The following is an 18,195-nucleotide window of genomic DNA, read 5'->3' as shown; positions in this document are numbered from 1 at the left end:
AGTGTCGTGCCGCACGGTAGGGGACGTAGGTGGGGAGCGAGATGCGGGACATCGAGGACGACGCGGGAGTGGAACGGTTCGTGGGCGGTACGTCCGCGATCGGTGGCGAAGCCACAAGGCAGGGGACCTTCGATTCGGTGGGCGGTGAGCCGCTCCCAGCGGAAGCCTCAGCCGACGTTGCCGCCGACACCGGAGCGGGCACGCGGCGGGCCAGGTTCGCGCCCGGCTCCCAGGTCCTCGTGCGTGACGAGCAGTGGTTGGTGAAGAAGGTCGCCGACACGGCGCACGACGGCTGGATGGTCGAGGTCACCGGGGTCTCCTCCCTGGTGCGCGGCACGGACGCCGTCTTCTACGAGAAGCTGGACCACATCGAGCCGCTCGACCCGGACAAGACACGTCTGGTCCCCGACCCCTCTCCCAACCACCGCAAGGCGCGCCTCTACCTGGAGGCCGTCATCCGCAAGACGGCCCTGCCGCAGACCGAGCACGGGCTCGCGCTGGCCGACAACTTCCTCATGGACCAGCAGACGCACCAACTCCGCCCTGCTGAACTTGCTCTGTCCATGGAGAATCCCCAGCCCCGCGTTCTCATCGCGGACGTGGTGGGCCTCGGCAAGACCCTGGAGATCGGCATCCTTCTCGCCGAGCTGATCCGCCGGGGCCGCGGCGAGCGGATTCTCGTGGTCACGCCGGCGCACGTCCTGGAGCAGTTCCAGCGTGAACTGTGGACCCGCTTCTCCATCCCGCTCGTCCGCCTCGACTCCACGGGTATTCAGCGGATCCAGCAGGACATCCCGGCCGGGCGGAACCCGTTCGCCTACTTCAAGCGGGCGATCATCTCCGTGGACACCCTCAAGAGCGACGTCTACGCGCACCACCTGGAGAACACCGACTGGGACGCCGTGGTCATCGACGAGTCCCACAACCTGGTCAACCGGAACACGAAGAACAACACCCTCGCCCGCCTCCTGGCACGCCGTACCGACGCACTCGTCCTGGCATCCGCAACGCCCCACAACGGCGACGGTGAGTCCTTCGCCGAGCTGATCCGCATGCTGGACGAGGCCGCGATCGCCGACCCCACCTCGTACGAGGTGAAGGACCTGGGCCACCTTTACATCCGGCGAACCAAAGCCGACCCCGAGGTACGCGACTCCCTCAAGGGTGTCTGGGCCGACCGCGGCCCGTCGAAGCCAGTGATCGCCACGGCCACGGAGAAGGAGCAGGCAGTCCTGAAGGAGATCGCGACCCGCTGGATTCCGCGCGACCCGGAGGCATCCTCCGTGTGCGTGGACTCGATGGTCGCCTACAACCTGCTGAAGGCGTTCCTCTCCTCCCACCGGGCGTTCCAGGACTCGATCACCGCTCGGCACAAGACGCTCGGCAAACCCCAGAAGGGCCGCAGGGGCCAGGACCCTGCCGAGCTGGAAGCCGCACGCCGCATCGAGCGCGACGCGCTTCTCGACCTGGCCCGCCTCGCAGAAGACTTGGACGACGACGCGTCGTCCAAGCTCGACGCCCTGGTCGAGGTGCTGAAGGAGATCGGTGTGGGCCCCGGCTCGGACACCCGCGTCGTGGTCTTCTCCGAGCGCGTCCCCACCTTGAAGTGGTTGGCCGAGACCGTTCCGGCCCGACTTGGCTTTCCCGCGGAGAAGCAGCTGGAGGAGAGCGAGCGGAAGTCGAAGCCGTGGAAGGCGTACGGCGGCGTCGTCGAGGTCATGCACGGCGACGCCACCGGCGAGGACGAGCAGAAGCGCATCGTTGAGAACTTTGGCCTGCGCAACGCGGCCGTCCGGCTCCTGTTCACCGGCGACGTGGCCTCCGAAGGTGTCAACCTGCACCAGGAGTGCCACCAGCTGATCCACTACGACCTGCCCTGGTCGCTGATCCGCATCGAGCAGCGCAACGGCCGCATCGACCGCTACGGGCAGGAGAAGAATCCCTGGTTCCGGGCCCTGGTTCTCACCAGCGAGGTCGAGTGGCGCACCGACGACAAGACCGGCGAACCCCTGCCGCTGGATGACCGCCTGGTCGGTGCGAAGCTCCTCGCCCGCGAGGCGAAGGCACACGAGATCGAGAGCACCGAGGGCACCGCCGTGGCCGTCACCGGGATCTACAAGGCGAAAGAGGAAGAGGACCGGCTCACCCGCGACCTCATCGCAGGCCGTACCGTCGAGGAGTCGATCAAACAGTCCTCTGCGGGCGGCGGCGCAAAGGCCATGCTTGGGAAGCTGATGGGCAACGTTGGAGCCAAAAAACCGACGGACGACGTCCCGCGCGCTACCGTGCCCAGCCTGTTCGGTACGACCGGCAGCACGACCGCCACCTCCGACTACTTCGACGAGGCGCTGCGTCAGATCTGTCACCCCGTCAGCCCGGACATCGCCCTCAAGCTGCGTCGTGAGAAGGACGGCACCCTCGCCTTCCAGCCCCCGTCGGATCTGCTCCACCGGCTGAAGGCGCTACCCAAGAGCTACCTGACCGAGCAGCAGATCCTCCCCACAGCCCAGCGGGAAGGGCGCATCCGTCTCACCTTCGACAAGGCGCTGGCCGCCAAGCGACTCAAGGCGGCCCGTGAGGACTCCAAGAGCCAGTGGCCCAACGTCGGTTACGTCTCCGACGTGCACCCCGTCCTGGACTGGGTCACCGACAAGGCGCTTGCCGCACTCCGCCACGACGAGGCGTTCGTGCTCGCCTTCGACCCTGACGCCGAAAAGGCGGCCGAGATCGACCCGGGGCTCCCCGCCGGGCTCGACGGCCCCGTCTACCTCCTCCAGGGCAGCTACTCGAACAAGGCGGGGCGTCCCACCGTCGTCGAGTGGATGGCCGTAGTCGGCCTGCCCGACGCCCCCCGCGTCCACCGGGTCGACGATGCTTTCCTCGCCGCTTGTCGTGTCGGCCCCACCATGCCCGGCCGTGCAGCCCCGGTGAACCTCGCACTCCTCCAGTCGCATGTCCCGGACGCGGTCGAAGCCGCCCGACGCTTCCTGACCGACCGCGAGGCCGCGTACGCGGAGCAGATCGATGCCGTCCTCGCACCGTACGAGAAGCGCGTGACGGAGTGGAAGCAGACCGCGCTCTTCACCGCCGCGAACCGCCGCTCGCAGAAGGCGCAGAACGACGTGAAGCTCACGGCCGACCGGCGCAGGAGGCTGATCGGCTCCCTGCGGACCTCCGGCGCCCCTCTGCTGCGCCTCCTCGCTGTCCTCGAACCGCTCGCCGCCACCCCGGCACCGGCCGCCGCCGCGCCCGCCGATACCGCCACGCCCGACGCCGGAGAGACGACCGCCCGATGAGCACCGACTTCGACTCCTTCTCCAACCGCGGCGAGTACCTGTCCGCGCATTACTTCGCCGAGCAGCTCGCGGATGGCCTCAAGAAGGGCGTCTTCGCGGCGTGGGCGGACCGTGAGTCCGACGAGAATGATTCGCGTCCCACGCCGCGTGTCGCTCTGCGCGGCCTGCGGTCCGTCTACCTCGACGAGAAGTACCGCGGCTTCTTCGCCGAGCAGGCCAAGGCGGACGCAGAGGACGACGAGTATCCCGGCAACGAGGACTTCGAGAAGCGCTGGAACACGTACCGGGATCAGGAGTGGTGCGAACGGGTCGCCGACTGGCATCGCAAGGTGCTCGTCGCCCTCGGCTACCCGGAGGGCGACGTCGCCTCCGGTCCGCGCGAGCTGACCGTCCACCGGGCAGGTCGTGACCACACCGTCCAGGTCGCCTGCCACGGTGACGGCATCGTCGCCGTCGACTGCGGCTGGTCCGCGAGCAACGATACGGCCCTGGACGCCGACGCCTACGGTTGTCTTCTCCACCCTGTGCGGGTCAGCGCGGGTGAGACCTACGAGTCGGGGCACACACTCGCCACCTGGCTGTTTCAGAGCGAGCTGGGTAGCGAAGGCGGCGGCCCACCGCGTTTCGTCCTGCTGCTCTGTGGCGGCGTCATCGTCCTCGCCGACCGGCATGCCTGGGGCGAGGGGCGCTACCTCGCCGCCAACCTCGACGCAGCCCTGGAACGCTACGACCGCAAGCAGTACGGCGAACTCGCCACGATCGCCGGTCTGTTCAGCCACGATGCGCTCGCGCCCGCCGAGGATGGCAAGGGCCCCGCCATCGACGCCCTCGTCAAGGCGTCCCGCGACAACGCGGTCGGCGTCTCCGGCGAGCTGCGCCAGGGCTTGCAGAAGTCCGTCGAGATCATCGCCAACGAGGTCCTGGACCGTCTGAAGCAGACCGGCCTCGATCCACGCGATCTCGAAACCCCGGGCGAACCCTTCGCCCGGCAGCTCACCCGCGAGGCGCTGCGCTACCTGTACCGCGTCCTCTTCCTGCTGTACGCCGAGGCCCGCCCCGAGCTGGGCATCCTCCCGGCGGACGACGGTACGTACGAGGCGGGATATTCGGTGGCCCGTCTGCGCGATCTGGTCGAGCGGGACGCGCAGCTGACGGATGAGACGGCCCGCAACGGATTCCACCTGCACGCCTCACTCGACGTGCTGTTCAACAAGGTCAACCACGGCCACCGGCCCTACGGCACCGAGGAGTGGGACGAGCGTCCCGGTGACGACGCGGAGACCCGCAAGACGAAGGCCAAGCGGCGCAGTGAGGGACGCGGCCTGCGCTTCGAGCCGCTGCGCAGCGAGCTCTTCGAACCGGCGTCGGTCAAGCTCATCGGTCGCGGCATCCGCGACCCGCGCCGTGACGACGACCATCCCGACGGGCCTGCCTGGCTCGACCTACGCCTGCGTAACAGCGCGTTGCACGAGGTGCTGCGCCTGCTCACCATGAAGAAGGCCAAGCGGCGCGGCGAACGCGGCGGCTTCATCTCGTACCGCAACCTGGGTATCAACCAGCTTGGCGCGGTCTACGAGGGCCTGATGTCGTACACGGGCATCATCGCCGACAAGGAGCTGTGCGAGGTCGCGAAGGGCGGTGACCCGGAGAAGGGGTCCTGGCTCGTAGCCTCGCACCGGCTCAAGGAATACCCGGAGAACACCTGGGTCGAGTACGACGAGCGGGACCGCGAGGAGAAGGGGCTGCGCGGGCGGAAGAAGTACCAGCCCGGAGAGTTCGTCTACCGCCTTGCGGGCCGTGACCGGGAGACCTCCGCGTCATACTACACTCCCGAGTCGCTGACCCAGGTCACCGTCGAGCTGGCGCTGAAGCACCGCCTCGACCAGGAGAAAGACGACGCAGGGAACGTCATCAAGACCCGCGCCTCGGAGCTCCTGCAGTACCGCATCTGCGAACCGGCGCTCGGTTCCGGCGCGTTCCTCAACGAAGCCATCAACCAGGTCGCCGAGGAGTACTTGCGGCGCCGGCAGGACGAGCTGGGCGCATCGATCCCCACCGCCGAGGCGTTGACCGAGAAGCAGAAGGTCAAGGCGTACATCGCGCTGCACAACGCGTACGGCGTGGACCTCAACTCGACAGGCGTCGAGCTGGCAGAGGTCTCCCTGTGGCTCAACACGATGCATCCGGGAATGCGTGCGCCGTGGTTCGGGCTCCACCTGCGGCGGGGCAATTCGCTCATCGGGGGCCGGCGGGCGGTGTATGCAGCAGAGGACGTCGCGCCGCAGAAGGGCATGCCCGGGTGGCTGAAGGGCAACCGGGCCCAAGCGCCTACGCGGCTGCCCTTCCGGGACAACGAGGCTGGTGGTTCGTGGCAGCCGTTGCCCGACGGTGCGGTGCACCAGTTCCTTCTTCCCACGTCAGGCTGGGCAGCGGTGACGGGCGCGAGCGGCGACGCGAAGAAGTTGCTGACTCAGCTGGCCGAGAACGACGTCGAGCAGCTGAAGGTTTGGAAGAAGGGCTTCCTCAAGAGGCCGGAGCGGAAGTACACGAAGGCCGGTACGCCGAGGATCGATCGGAAGACTGGTGACGAAGCCGCCTCCCAGTACACGAGGCTGCGCGACGCGGCACAGCGGGCGGAGCTCTTGTGGAAGCTCGTCGTCAAGCGGATGGAGCTGTCGGAGCGAGAGATCGCCCGCAGTATCGACGTGTGGGGTGCGGACTCGGAGAAGGACGGAGAGTTCGCGTTCCTGCGTCCGGCTGAGAGCTCGGAGGAGAAGGATGGCGCAGCTCGGCTTTCGAAGGAGAAGGTCTACGCGGATCTCTTCAACGCGGTCGACACTCCCTACTGGCGGCTGAAGCAGGTGATGAACGCCTGGTGCGCGCTGTGGTTCTGGCCGGCTGACCAGGTCGGCCTTCTCGATGGAAGCGACGCGGAGTACGCGGCAGAGTCCGTTGACGTCGAAGAACTGCTGGGGGGCGTCGGGGAGCCCGATACTCCGATGGCGAGTGCGCGCAGACCACTGCCGACCAATGAGCCAGTGCCTCCGACGAGCAAGCCGCTGCCCCGGTTCGTCGAGGCCGGGTTGCTCTTCCAGATGGCGGGTGACCAGCCCTCTCTCGATGACGCCAGCATGGATGCTGAGGGTGACTACTTCTACGAGATGCAGAAGGCTGGCGGCGTACCGAACCAGCGTAGAAAGCCGAGTACCCCCACTCCGAAGCGCCGCCGCCCTGTCATCCCGCTCGAGGACCTGAACGACTGGCTGGACTTCCTGGAGTCCATGCTCGGCACAGGTCCGGTCCCCGACGATAGCATTGGCTCCACCCTCGACAGCCTTGAGGAGCTGAAGGACTATGAGGCGCTGCTCCTAGACGAAATGTGGATGGACCAACTCGACCCCAAGATCCGCTATCCATGGATGCGGGTTGTTGAAGGGATCGCCGAGGAACAGGGCTTCCTGCACTGGGAGCTGGACTTTGCCCTCGTGTTCGCGGTGGGTGGTGGTTTCGACCTGCAGGTGGGAAACCCGCCGTGGGTTCAACCACAATGGAAAGAGAACTCTGTTATCGCGGAGTTCGAACCGTGGTTCATGCTCAACGAGAAGCCTTTGGCTTCTGAGAAGCAGCGACGGCGCGCGGCTGAGCTGGCCGATGCCGACGTGACGGCGTACGTGCTGGGTGAGGTGACAGTCACGGCGACGCTGGCCGACTATCTGGCGGCTCCGCAGGCGTATCCGCTCATCGCGGGCAGTCAGCCTGATCTGTACCGTGCGTTCATGTGCCAGGTGTGGGAACATACGGCGGCTTTCGGAAGCGCGGGCTTGGTCCACCCCGACACTCACTTTAACGGGGACAAGGAGGCCGCCCTCCGTGAAGCTGCCTACCGTAGGCTGCTGGTGCACGCTGACTTCGTTAACGCGGGCAATCGCTTCTTCCCCCCTCCCATCGGCCGATCAAGTCACTTCGGCGTTCATATCTACGGAACTCGTGGAGAGATCGATTTTCAGCATCTGTCCTGGCTCTTTTCCGTCGAGGCGCTGCGGCTGTCCGCGGTACACGACGGTAGGGGTGACGCGCCGGGTGTGAAGTTCGCTGGTCGTTGGGACGAACGACCCCACGGCAAACGGGTCGTTCGGGTGACAACGGATACCTTGGCGCGTTGGCAGAGGCTCTCCGGAGAGCAAAATGTTCCTGTCGAACAGGCGCGTCTGCTGACTCCGGTGAGCACGGCCGAGGGCCCGGCTATTGACGCGCTCGCGGGGTATCCGCTGCGCCTCGGAGCACTGTCCCCACATATCGGCAATGGATTTCATGAGAGCGGAGCCAAGAAATCCGTTCACGGCCCCAATGGGGACATGTCTCTGATCGACTATAATAAGAACCTAGAGGGCACGGAGGATTACCAGGCCGATACATGGGAAGATGTCGTCTTCAAGGGCCCGCAGATCGGAGTCGCCAACCCGTTCTTCAAGCAGCCTAGTCAGGGTGGAGGTGATGTCTGGGGGCTAAACCATGAAGAGTTGCCGTCGGATGCAATCCCAGAGTCAGAGTATCGACGCATCGCAGATGAGGAGACGTACCACAAGGCGCAGGAGGCATGGCTGGACCATGTTCGATTGAGGCAGTTGCTGGCGTCCGAAGACGAGGTGTCCACTGCCCGAAGGTGGCTTGCGCAGGAGCTGAATTGTGCCGTTGGGGAAGTCTCCGATGAAGCAGTCGAGCAGAACCTCGTGAGTGCGGCTACGAAGTCCTACACGCGGTTCTATCGAACCGCGTGGCGCAGAATGATCGCACCCGATACCGAGCGAGCTCTCTATGCGGCGATTATTCCTCCAGGGCCCTCGCATGTGAACGTTGTGAACAGTCTGGCCATGCGTGACATGCGTGAAACAGTACTCGTAGCTGGATTCTGGTCTTCACTTCCGACGGACTATTATCTGAAGATTACGGGGCGAGGCGACCTACTGGGCAGAAGCGCGCGAGCAATGCCCGCACCCCATGCTCAACATCCCCTCGCCCCCGCCCTCCTGCTCCGTTCCCTTCGTCTCAACTGCCTCACCACCGCCTACGCCGACCTTTGGGAGGAACTGCATGATCCCAAGTGGGCCGGATACGAGCCCTGGGCTCGCCCGTGGACGCTGATGTCCACGCAACTCCACGAGGCCACTCCCAATTGGCAGCGCGGCACCCCTCTCCGCACCGAGTACTCCCGCCGCGCCGCCCTCGTGGAGATCGACGCGCTCGTGGCAGTGTGGCTCGGCATTGACGCAGACACCCTCATTACGATGTACCGGGCCCGCTTCCCGATCATGCAGGACTTCGACAGGGTGACCTGGTTCGACGCCGCTGAGCGCAAGATCGCCGGCGACCGGTACACGTACGGCCACGGTCAGGACAAGGACCACTGGAAGCAGTTCGAAAAGTACAGGGCCGACCCCGCGTTCAAGGCGCACCAGGCCGACCCCGCTAGCAACCCCGCGCCCGAAACCCCCGTCCCGGACGGCTACACCGCCCCCTTCTACAAGGCCAACCGGGAGACGGAGATGCGCGAAGCGCACGCCTACTTCCAGAAGCGGTTGGACGCCGCCGTGGCGGCCGGTGAGTGGGACCCGGTGAAGCAGGAGGTGCCGAAGTCGTGAGGCCGACGCTTGAAGCCGAAGGGCTCAAGGAGAGCCTGCTCCAGTACCTGTCGACCACGTACGCGCTGACCGACGAGGGCGCGCGGAAGGCGCTGCACCGGTTTCTCGGCGACGAGACCTCCGGCATGTTCCGGGGCCCGTTCCTGCGTGTGCGCACCCCCTTCGTGACGGCCGAGCCGCCCTCCTGGGAGCAGTACCTGGACTGGCGACGCACCGATGGCTGGACGCCGTACGCGCATCAGGCCGTCGCGTTCGAGCGGTTGTCCTCCGCAGGCGGCCGGACGCCCCGGCCGACGCTCGTCACCACCGGCACCGGTTCCGGTAAGACGGAGTCGTTCCTCTATCCCGTCCTGGACCACTGTGCGCGCGAGCGCGCCGCCGGCCGAGGCGGGGTCAAGGCAGTGTTCCTGTACCCGATGAACGCGCTCGCTACAGACCAGGCGCAGCGCATCAACGGCCTCCTCACCGATCACCCGGAACTGAGTAAGGTGCGGGCCGGCCTGTACATCGGTGACCGGGCGGCCACCCGGTACGGGCGGGTGTTCACCGACCGGTCCGACATGCAGGTGACGCCGCCGGACATCCTCGTCACCAACTACAAGATGCTGGACCTGCTGCTCCAGCGCGCCGCCGACGCCCCCCTGTGGACGGACGCCGACATCCGCTACGTGGTGGTCGACGAGTTCCACACCTACGACGGCGCGCAGGGCACCGACGTGGCGATGCTGCTCCGCCGGCTCGCCTCCGCCGTCGGCGCCTCGGAGCCGGGCCGCCCGCTCGGCCGTATCTGCCCGGTCGCCACGTCGGCGACCCTGGCTTCCGGCACGGACGCCGACGGCGTGCGGCAACTCCTCGAAGTGGCGACCCAGGTATTCGGCACCGAGTTCCACTCCGACGCGATCGTCGGCGAGCAGCGGCAGACCGTCGACGCGTTCGTGCCGCGCGCGGCATTCGACCCGCTGGTGCCGATCCCGACGCCGGACGAGCTGGCCGCTCTGCCCGACCCGACGCTCGGCGAGGAGGAGTTCGCCGCGCTCACCGAGGCCGTCACCGGCGAACGGGACACCGACCCGCACACTCTCGGCCGGGTGATGAAGCGGCACCCTCTGACCTCGGCCGTGCTGCACGCCCTGGACGGGCAGGTGCGTTCCGTGCCCGAGGTGCTCGACCTGATGTGGCGCAGCGGCGCCCAGTCCTGGGGCCGCACCATCACGCTGCGGCCCGAGGTGGCGGCGACGGCACTCGCCCGCCTCGTCGCGCTGCTTTCGGTCGCCCGTGCCCCGGAGTCCACGCCCGCCCAGCCGCGCCCCTTCGTGCAGGTCGAGGTGCACCAATGGGCGCGGTCCGTCTCCCGCCTCGTCCGCGGTGTGCTGCCGTGGCCGAAGGCCGAGTTCCAGTGGGACACGGCCGGCACACCGGAGACGTCCGAGCACGGGGCCGCGCGCACCGCGCCGGTGACCACGGCGACCGCGGGGCAGAACGCGAACCTTTTCCTCCCCGCGGTGTACTGCCGTGACTGCGGTCGCTCCGGATGGGCCGTCTTCACCCCGGAGTCCGACGACCTGGACGTCGAGGTCGACACGCACAAGATCCGGCGGGCCTCGGTCAGCCAGGACAAGATGCGGGTCCGCAACCTGATCGCCGCCACCGACGGCGAGGCGAAGGAGGGCTCCGCGGCCGCGCCCATGGAAGGCGCGGGCCGCGTCGCCGGGCGTGCCGACGCCAACGCGCTGAGCGTGAGCGGGGCCGGTCAGCTCCGCGTCCTGGACGGGCCTCAGCGCAGGCTGCGTCTGCCCGACCCGGTGGACGACTACGACCCGGAGACCGGCGCTCCCCGGCTGGCTGGCTCCGACTCCGCGTTCGTCCTGGTCTTCCTTGGGGAGACCGCGACGACCGCAGCCGAAGACGACTGGTGCCCTGCCTGCGGCTCGCGTAACACCATCCGCTTCCTCGGCACCGGCGCCGCCGCGCTCGCCGCCGCCTCCGTCACCCAGCTGTTCACCGGCGGGGAGCTGGACGAGGAGCAGGGCGAGACGAAGACGCTGATGTTCAACGACTCGGTGCAGGACGCCGCACACCGGGCCGGATTCGTGGCGACCCGTTCGTACACCTTCTCGCTGCGCGCCCTGTTCAAGAGCCACCTGTCGGAGGACGCTCCGACGGCGCTGCACGACCTGATCGCCGACGTGGTCGCCGCGACCACCGACCGTGCGACCCTCGCCGCCGTCGTTCCCACCGACCTGCACGACGTCAAGGGCGTCAAACGGCTGCTGTCCGGCCAGGGCCGCGGCGGGGACCACAAGACGTGGGAGCTGATCGGAGAACGCTTCGCGTTCGAGGCGCTGATGGAGTTCGGGTTCCGTTCCCGCAACGGCCGGACGCTGGAACTCACCCGGACCGCCACCGCCCAGGTGCGGATAGCCGACCCGGCCGCCGCCGTCGCACTCGTGCGGGCTGCGCACACCGCGCCGTACGGGAAGGGCGGTCAGCTGCCCGTCCCCGACGCGCTCGACGACGCGCAGTACCTCGGCTTCCTCCGGATCTTCCTGGAGCGGCTGCGGACCCGTGGCGCCATCGGCCACCGCTGGCTGGCGGGATACCTCAAGGAGGCCGGCACCAGCCGTTACTTCATCTGGGGCAAGCGGCCCGTCGGCATGCGGGCCTTCCCCAAGGGGATCGCCGCTCCCGTGTTCCTGCTGAGCGCGCCGAAAGCCAGGAGCGAGTTCGACTTCGCCACCGGGCGGCTCTCCTGGTACGAGCGGTGGGCACAGCGCAGCCTCGGACTGCCCCGCGAACAGGCCGCCGAGTTCTGGTCCCGGCTGCTGCCCGAACTCGTCGCCGCCGGACTGCTGGCCGTACGCACCCCCGAAGACGGCAGCCTGCGGATCTACGGGCTCAAGCCCGGAGCCGTCGACGTGCAGCTGCTGAAGGACGACGAGGTCAACCAGGCGTTCGTCCGCTGCCCCTCCTGCTTCTGGGAACAGACCGTTCACCCCGACCTGCTCGGCCAGTGGGACGGCCAGAAGTGCCCCGCCTACCGCTGCCGCACGGGCCGTCTCGTCGCCGGAAACCGGCCGGACGCGCTCGGTCTGCACCAGCGCGACCGCGACTACCGCGAGGACTACTACCGCAGGCTCTACCGCAAGGCCGGCACCTACCAGGTCATCACGGCCGAACACACCGGCATGCTCACGCGCCGGGAACGTGAACAGGTGGAGGGGGCGTTCCGCGACGGCAACGGGTTCAAGGACCCCAACGTGCTCTCCTGCACCCCGACTCTGGAGATGGGCATCGACATCGGCGACCTGTCGGCCGTCGTGCTCGCCGCGCTGCCCCGAGGCGCCGCCAACTACGCCCAGCAGGTCGGCCGCGCCGGACGGCGCACCGGCAACGCCTTTCTCCTGACCATTCCCGACCGCAGCCGCCGCGACCTGTACTACCTCGACCAGCCCCGCGAGATGATCGCCGGACAGATCGTGCCGCCCGGCAGCCACCTGTCGGCCGTCGAGATCCTCCGCCGCCAGTACCTCGCCCACCTCCTCGACCTCGCCGCGCAGGGCCGGCTGAAGCGCGCCGACGGGCAGCCGCTCGCCGCGATCCCGCCGGACGCACCCGCTCTGTTCGGCCCCTCCGGATACCTCACCGACCTCGTCGGAGCAGCGCTGGCAGGCGCCGACGACCTCGCCGAGGCGTTCCTCGCCCTCTTCCCCACCGGTGTCAGCCCCAAGGCCGCCGACGATCTGCGCGCCTACGCCCGACGCGGGCTGCGCGGCGCCGTCGAGGAGGCGGGACGGCAGTGGAAGCGCGGCGAGGACGAGTTGCGGCGCAGGCTGAGGTTCATCGACGAGGCCGTGCACGAACTGCACGAGGACGACGACGAACAGCGCCTGCGCAAGGTGGAACTCGAAGCGGAACGCCGGGCCGTCGGCAAGCGGCTGATGAAACGTGGTCTCATCACCGCCCAGCAGGCGCTCTGTGACCTCGGCCTGCTGCCGAACTACGCCCTCATCGACTCCGTCACCACCCTCAACGCCACCCTGTACTGGCCCGACGGCGCCCACCCGAAGACCGGCCGGGAACGCTTCGACTCCACGATGCGCCCCTACGACCGGCCGCGCCGCTACGCGCTGTCCGAACTCGCTCCCGGCAACACGTTCTACGTCAACGGCTACAAGCACCAGATCACCGGAATCGAGATCGGCAGCTCCACCCGGCCCGACTGGACGCCCTGGCGCTTCTGCCGGGAATGCGGCTACGTCCGCATCGAGAACGCCGCCGAGGACCGGTCGCCCTGCCCGCGCTGCCACAGCACCGGCATCGCCGACGACGGCTCCTGCCTCCACCAGGTGATCGAACCCGCCGTCGTCACTTCCCGCGGCAAGCGCGACGACGCTCGCATCGGCGACGACAAGGACGACCGCGAGAGGCGCTTCTACACCGTCGTCGACGCGGTCGACATCCCGGTGGAGGACATCGAGGCCGGGTCGTCCTGGCGGCACACCCGTGAGACGTTCGGCGTCGACTACTCCCGCAAGGCCGTCATCCGGAAGATCAACGTCGGCCCGCTGCGGTTCGACGCGCGCGCCGAGGACGAGCTGGCCGGGCAGGACGTACGGATGGCTCCCTTCCACGTGTGCACCGCCTGCGGAGCGGCCACCGCCGACGGCAAGCCCGTCTTCGACCACGACACCGACGCCCTCGACAGCTCCGCCGTCCGCAACCCGGCCGTCAAGCACCACCAGCCGTGGTGCCCGCTGCGCCGGGTGAAGAAGGGCCCCGAGGCGCCGAAGCAGGAGCCGGTGCTTCTCGCCCACCAGCTCACCACCGAGGCCCTGCGGATCCTGCTGCCGGCCGCGACCGTGCTCATCGACCAGAAGATCCACTCCTTCCGCGCGGCGCTGCGCCTCGGCGTCGACCGGCACTTCGGCGGCGACCCCGCCCACCTGGACACCACTCTGGCCACGATGCCCGACAAGGCCACCGGCGAGAAACGGCACTTCCTCGTGCTGTACGACCGTCTCCCCGGCGGCACCGGCTACCTCGACCGGCTCACCCGCCCCGCCGCCTTCCGCGACACCCTCGCCGACGCGCGCGAGGCGCTGATCGCCTGCCCGTGCAAGGACGAGGGACGTCGCGCCTGCCACCGCTGCCTCCACCGGTACGCCGAAGAGCGTCACCAGGACGACGTCTCGCGCCAGGAGGCCCTGGAGATCATCAACAGTCTCCTCGGCCCCGTCGACGAGAACGGTCACCCGTTGACCGACGAGGACGGTGCGACGCTCGACCACTGGCAGGTGCAGGAGATCGCCACGACCGAGGCGATCGGGCTGGACCGACAGGTCGAGTCGGACCTGGAGGCCCGCTTCCTCGCCGCTCTCCGCAACTGGAGCACTGGAGAGGACGACGCATCCCTGGAGGAGAGTGGCGCGCACAGCGGCCACCTCCGCTTCGCCGGCGCCGCGACATGGCGGCTGACCTCCCAGCGGGACGAGGAGTTCACCCGCACCGATTTCACCTTCGAGCGGAGCGGCGGCGCTCCCCAGAAGGTGCACGTCTTCCTCGACGGCCACCGCTACCACGCCACCCGCGAGCACAACCGCATCGCACCCGACTCCCGGAAGCGCGACGAACTGCGGGCCGGCGGAGCCCTCGTCTTCCAGATCACCTGGGACGACCTCGAACTCTTCGAGAAGGGCGAGCGCGCCAAGGCGCGCCCGGTGTGGCCGCCCTACCGGCGCACCGCACAGGACACCGCGAAAGACTGGTACGAGGAGTTCGGCGGCGACCGTGGTGAACTCGCCGACGCCGTCTTCACCAACCCCGTCGACACCCTCCTCGGCTACCTCCGCGACCCCGCCCGTACCCGGTGGGGCAGACGGGCCGCAGCCCTGGTCGGCGGGTTCCTCAGCGCCCCGGAACCACTGGCACAGAACGTCGACCGCGCGCAGGCCCGCGAAACGCTACGAGCTGCGCTTCGCTCTCTCGGGAAGGGCGGGAACCCGGCAGCCGACGTCGAACCCCTCGCCGGCGAAGGGGAGATCCTCGTCCTCTTCACCACCGACGAGCACGGCTTGCCGCTGCTCCACACCGTCGACCCCACCCGCGGGCCGGAAGGGACCGGCGGAGTCGGCTGGGGCGCCATCGCCGTACTCGACGACCACGACGACGACCAACTCGGCACCGCCGTACACAAACTCCGCTGGCGGTCGTGGCTCTACTGGTCGAACCTCCTGCAGTTCCTCGCCTTCACCGGCGGCGACGGCGTGCAGCTGGCCGGCAGCCTGGCCGCCGACTTCCCCGTGGAAGTCCTCCGCGTCGGAGGGGGTGCGGGTGAACTGGAGACGCTCACTGCCCTGCTGTACACGGAGACGGCTGGGGCAGAGGCGGCGGAGGACGGCCCGGCACGCCCTGCGCGGGCCGCGGAGCTCTCCGCCGACTCTTCGTCGGCCTCCTCCGTAGCCGAGCGGGCACTCGAAGGCATCCTGCGGGACGCCGGATGGGACGAGGACATCCTCGAACTCCTCGAAGAGGACGAGCCCGACTCCGACCTGACCCGTCTCGCCAGGAGCCTGGCCGAACACGGCAAGAAGGCCCCCGACTTCGGCTACGAGCTCGGCGACCGTCGCTGGCAGGCCGACTTCGCCTGGCCCGACCCCGGCGTCAAGGTCGCCGTGGTCGTGAACGCCGCTGACCACGACAGCGAGGAACTGCGCAAACGGGACACCGCATACGCCGGTGACGGCTGGACCCTGCGCACTGCCGCCGACTGGCTCGACCACCTCGACACCCTGCTCGAACTGCTCCCCGACACGGAAGGCCCGACATCCTGATGACCGCACGGCTCAGCCTGTACGAGAAGGCCGAACAGGAGCTGTACAAGCTCGACCGCTCGGTCAAGGGCAAGTTCTACGACTTCTGCCACCGCTTCCGGCAGAACCCCGATCACCCGGGCCTCGACCTCAAGCCCCTCAAGGGCGACGGCCGCGTCTACCGGGCCAAGATCGACCAGTCCTACCGGGCGCTCCTCGCCAAGATCGGCATCGACCCCGCAGGGCACGAGAAGTGGCTCGTCGTCGCCGTCCGACACCGCAAGCACGTCTACGAAGAGCTCTCCGTCGCGATCAACCGCATCACCGGAGAGATCGAGTTCGTCGACCTCTCCGTGGTCGGTCAGAGCGTCCTCCAGCGGGCCGGGATGACGCTCACCCCGGCCGAGCAGCCCGAAGCCGCGGACGAACCAGCGACGCCTGCGGCACCCGGCACGGCCGAACCCACGACGACCCCGCCTGCCCCGGAGGCCGAACCACTCCTGTCCGGTCTCACCGCCGACGACCTCCGCGACCTCGGCGTCGCCGAACAGCTCATCGGTCTCGCCCTCGCGGTGACTGAGAGCAAAGAGCTCGACGACCTCGTCTCCGGCGCGCCGCTCCTCACCAAGGACATCCTGTACGGACTCGCCGCCGGGCTGGGCCTCGACGAGGTGCGCAAGGAGATCACCGCCCCGGTCGAGGTCGAACTCGAGGAGACCGACCGGCAGGACCTCGACGCGGCCCTGGCCCGCACCACCGTCACGACTATCGACGACGCCCTCAAGGACGTCCTCGAAGAAGGCGACTTCCGTGCCTGGAAGATCTTCCTGCACCCCGCCCAGGCCAAGCTCGTCGACCGCCGCTACAGCGGCCCCTTCCGGGTGTCCGGCGGCCCCGGTACCGGAAAGACCATCGTCGCGCTGCACCGCGTCAAGCACCTCGCCGAACAACTGCCCCCCGGCCACAGCAGGCCGATCCTGCTCACCACTTTCACCAAGAACCTCACCACCGACCTGCGCGCCCGACTCGCCTCCCTTCTCGAACCCGAGCAGCTCGCCCGCGTCGACATCACGCACATCGACCAGCTCGCCGCCCGCGTCCTCAACGAGAACACCCTCTCCGGCGCGGGAAAACAGCGCATCTACGACAGCGTCGCCCTGAACACTCTTCGCCAAGTCCTCATCGAGCTCGACGAGAAGCGCTGGGACGCCGAATTCCTCTATGAGGAGTGGGAGCAGGTGATCCTCGGCCAGTCCCTCGGTACCCGAAAGGCATACTTCGACGCGCGCCGCGCCGGTCGTGGCCGGTCCGTGAGCCGTCCCGACCGGGCGCAGATCTGGAAGATCCTGGAGCAGTTCACCACCCGGCTCGACAAGGAGGGCCGCGAGACCTGGGGCCAGGCCGCCGAGCGCGCCGCTCGTTTCGAGAGGCAGCGCGCCGTCAAGATCGAGCAACGTCAGGAGTACAGGGACGAGATCGGCGGCAAGGACCTCATTCACCGCGACGACAGTTCCGGCATGTACTACCTCGGCCACCGCTACCGGCACGTCGTCGTCGACGAGGCACAGGATCTCCGCCCGGCCCACTGGAAGATGCTTCGCGCCATGGTCGCGCCGGGCGAGGACGACATGTTCATCGCCGGGGACACCCACCAGCGCATCTATGACCAGCAGGTCACCCTGGGCACTGTCGGAGTCAACATCCGAGGCCGCGCAGCACGCCTGACCCTCAGCTACCGCACCACCCGCGAGATCCTCGACCGCGCCATGGAAGTGGTGAACCCCAAGAGCGCTCAGATCACGTTCGACGATCTCGACGACGGCACCGACAACCTCGATGGCTACCGCTCGGTACTCCGAGGCCCTGCCCCGGAACTCGTCCCCTGCGACTCCTGGGACGACGAACTCGGCCGGCTGGCCGACGCACTGAAGGGCTGGCGCGCAGAACTCGCAGCCGGGGGAGTGGACGGCAAACCCCGAGACCCACGCGGCAACATCGCCGTCTGCGTCGCCGACCGCGAAGCCGTCAACCAGGTCATGTACCACCTGGTGACCGAGGCGGGCCTCACCGTCGCCGAACTCACCAAGGACGGCGCCAAGGGCGACGGCGACATCCACGTGGGCACCATGCACCGCTTCAAGGGCCTCGAGTACCAGAAGCTCGCCATCGTCGGCGCCCGCGACGGAGTCATCCCACGCGCTTCACTCATCCAGCGCTACCGTGCCGACCCCCACCGCCTCGCCCGCGAGGAGATCAAGGCCCGTTCCCTCCTCTTCGTCGCGGCCACTCGCGCCCGCGATACCCTGCGCATCAGCTGGTACGGAAAGCCGAGCCCGTACCTGCCCGACAAGAAATGAAGCCTCCAGCGGGGGATCGCCGGATTCCAGACGCTCGGGGCGCCCCAGCCGCCCGTCCGGAACAATAAGCGGCGATGAGTTTTCAGTCGTCTCC

At 68.2% G+C, this 18,195-nt stretch carries 4 protein-coding genes; all 4 read left to right on the top strand.

From position 1 onward, the window contains the following. The first annotated feature begins 41 nt into the window (after positions 1 to 41). From RM572_RS05905 to RM572_RS05890, 4 genes are read left to right on the top strand one after another with little or no spacing between them, the layout of a single operon-like run. The gene (locus tag RM572_RS05905) at positions 42 to 3,296 is read left to right on the top strand and encodes a DEAD/DEAH box helicase (protein WP_311672215.1); all 3,255 of its coding nucleotides are present in this window, start codon (positions 42 to 44) and stop codon (positions 3,294 to 3,296) included. Next, the gene (locus RM572_RS05900; RefSeq protein ID WP_311672214.1) at positions 3,293 to 8,935 is read left to right on the top strand and encodes a hypothetical protein; all 5,643 of its coding nucleotides are present in this window, start codon (positions 3,293 to 3,295) and stop codon (positions 8,933 to 8,935) included. Before RM572_RS05905 ends, RM572_RS05900 begins: the two co-directional genes overlap by 4 nt. Next, a complete protein-coding gene (locus RM572_RS05895) occupies positions 8,932 to 15,765 on the top strand; it encodes a DEAD/DEAH box helicase (RefSeq protein ID WP_311672213.1) in 6,834 nt (2,277 codons plus the stop codon). The genes RM572_RS05900 and RM572_RS05895 overlap by 4 nt, the downstream gene beginning before the upstream one ends. Further along, the gene (locus RM572_RS05890; RefSeq protein WP_311672212.1) at positions 15,765 to 18,101 is read left to right on the top strand and encodes a UvrD-helicase domain-containing protein; all 2,337 of its coding nucleotides are present in this window, start codon (positions 15,765 to 15,767) and stop codon (positions 18,099 to 18,101) included. Before RM572_RS05895 ends, RM572_RS05890 begins: the two co-directional genes overlap by 1 nt. Positions 18,102 to 18,195: the final 94 nt, after the last annotated feature.

It is taken from the genome of Streptomyces hazeniae (assembly GCF_031845485.1).
Classification (GTDB): domain Bacteria; phylum Actinomycetota; class Actinomycetes; order Streptomycetales; family Streptomycetaceae; genus Streptomyces; species Streptomyces hazeniae.
This window is presented reverse-complemented; position numbering and strand designations above follow the sequence as displayed.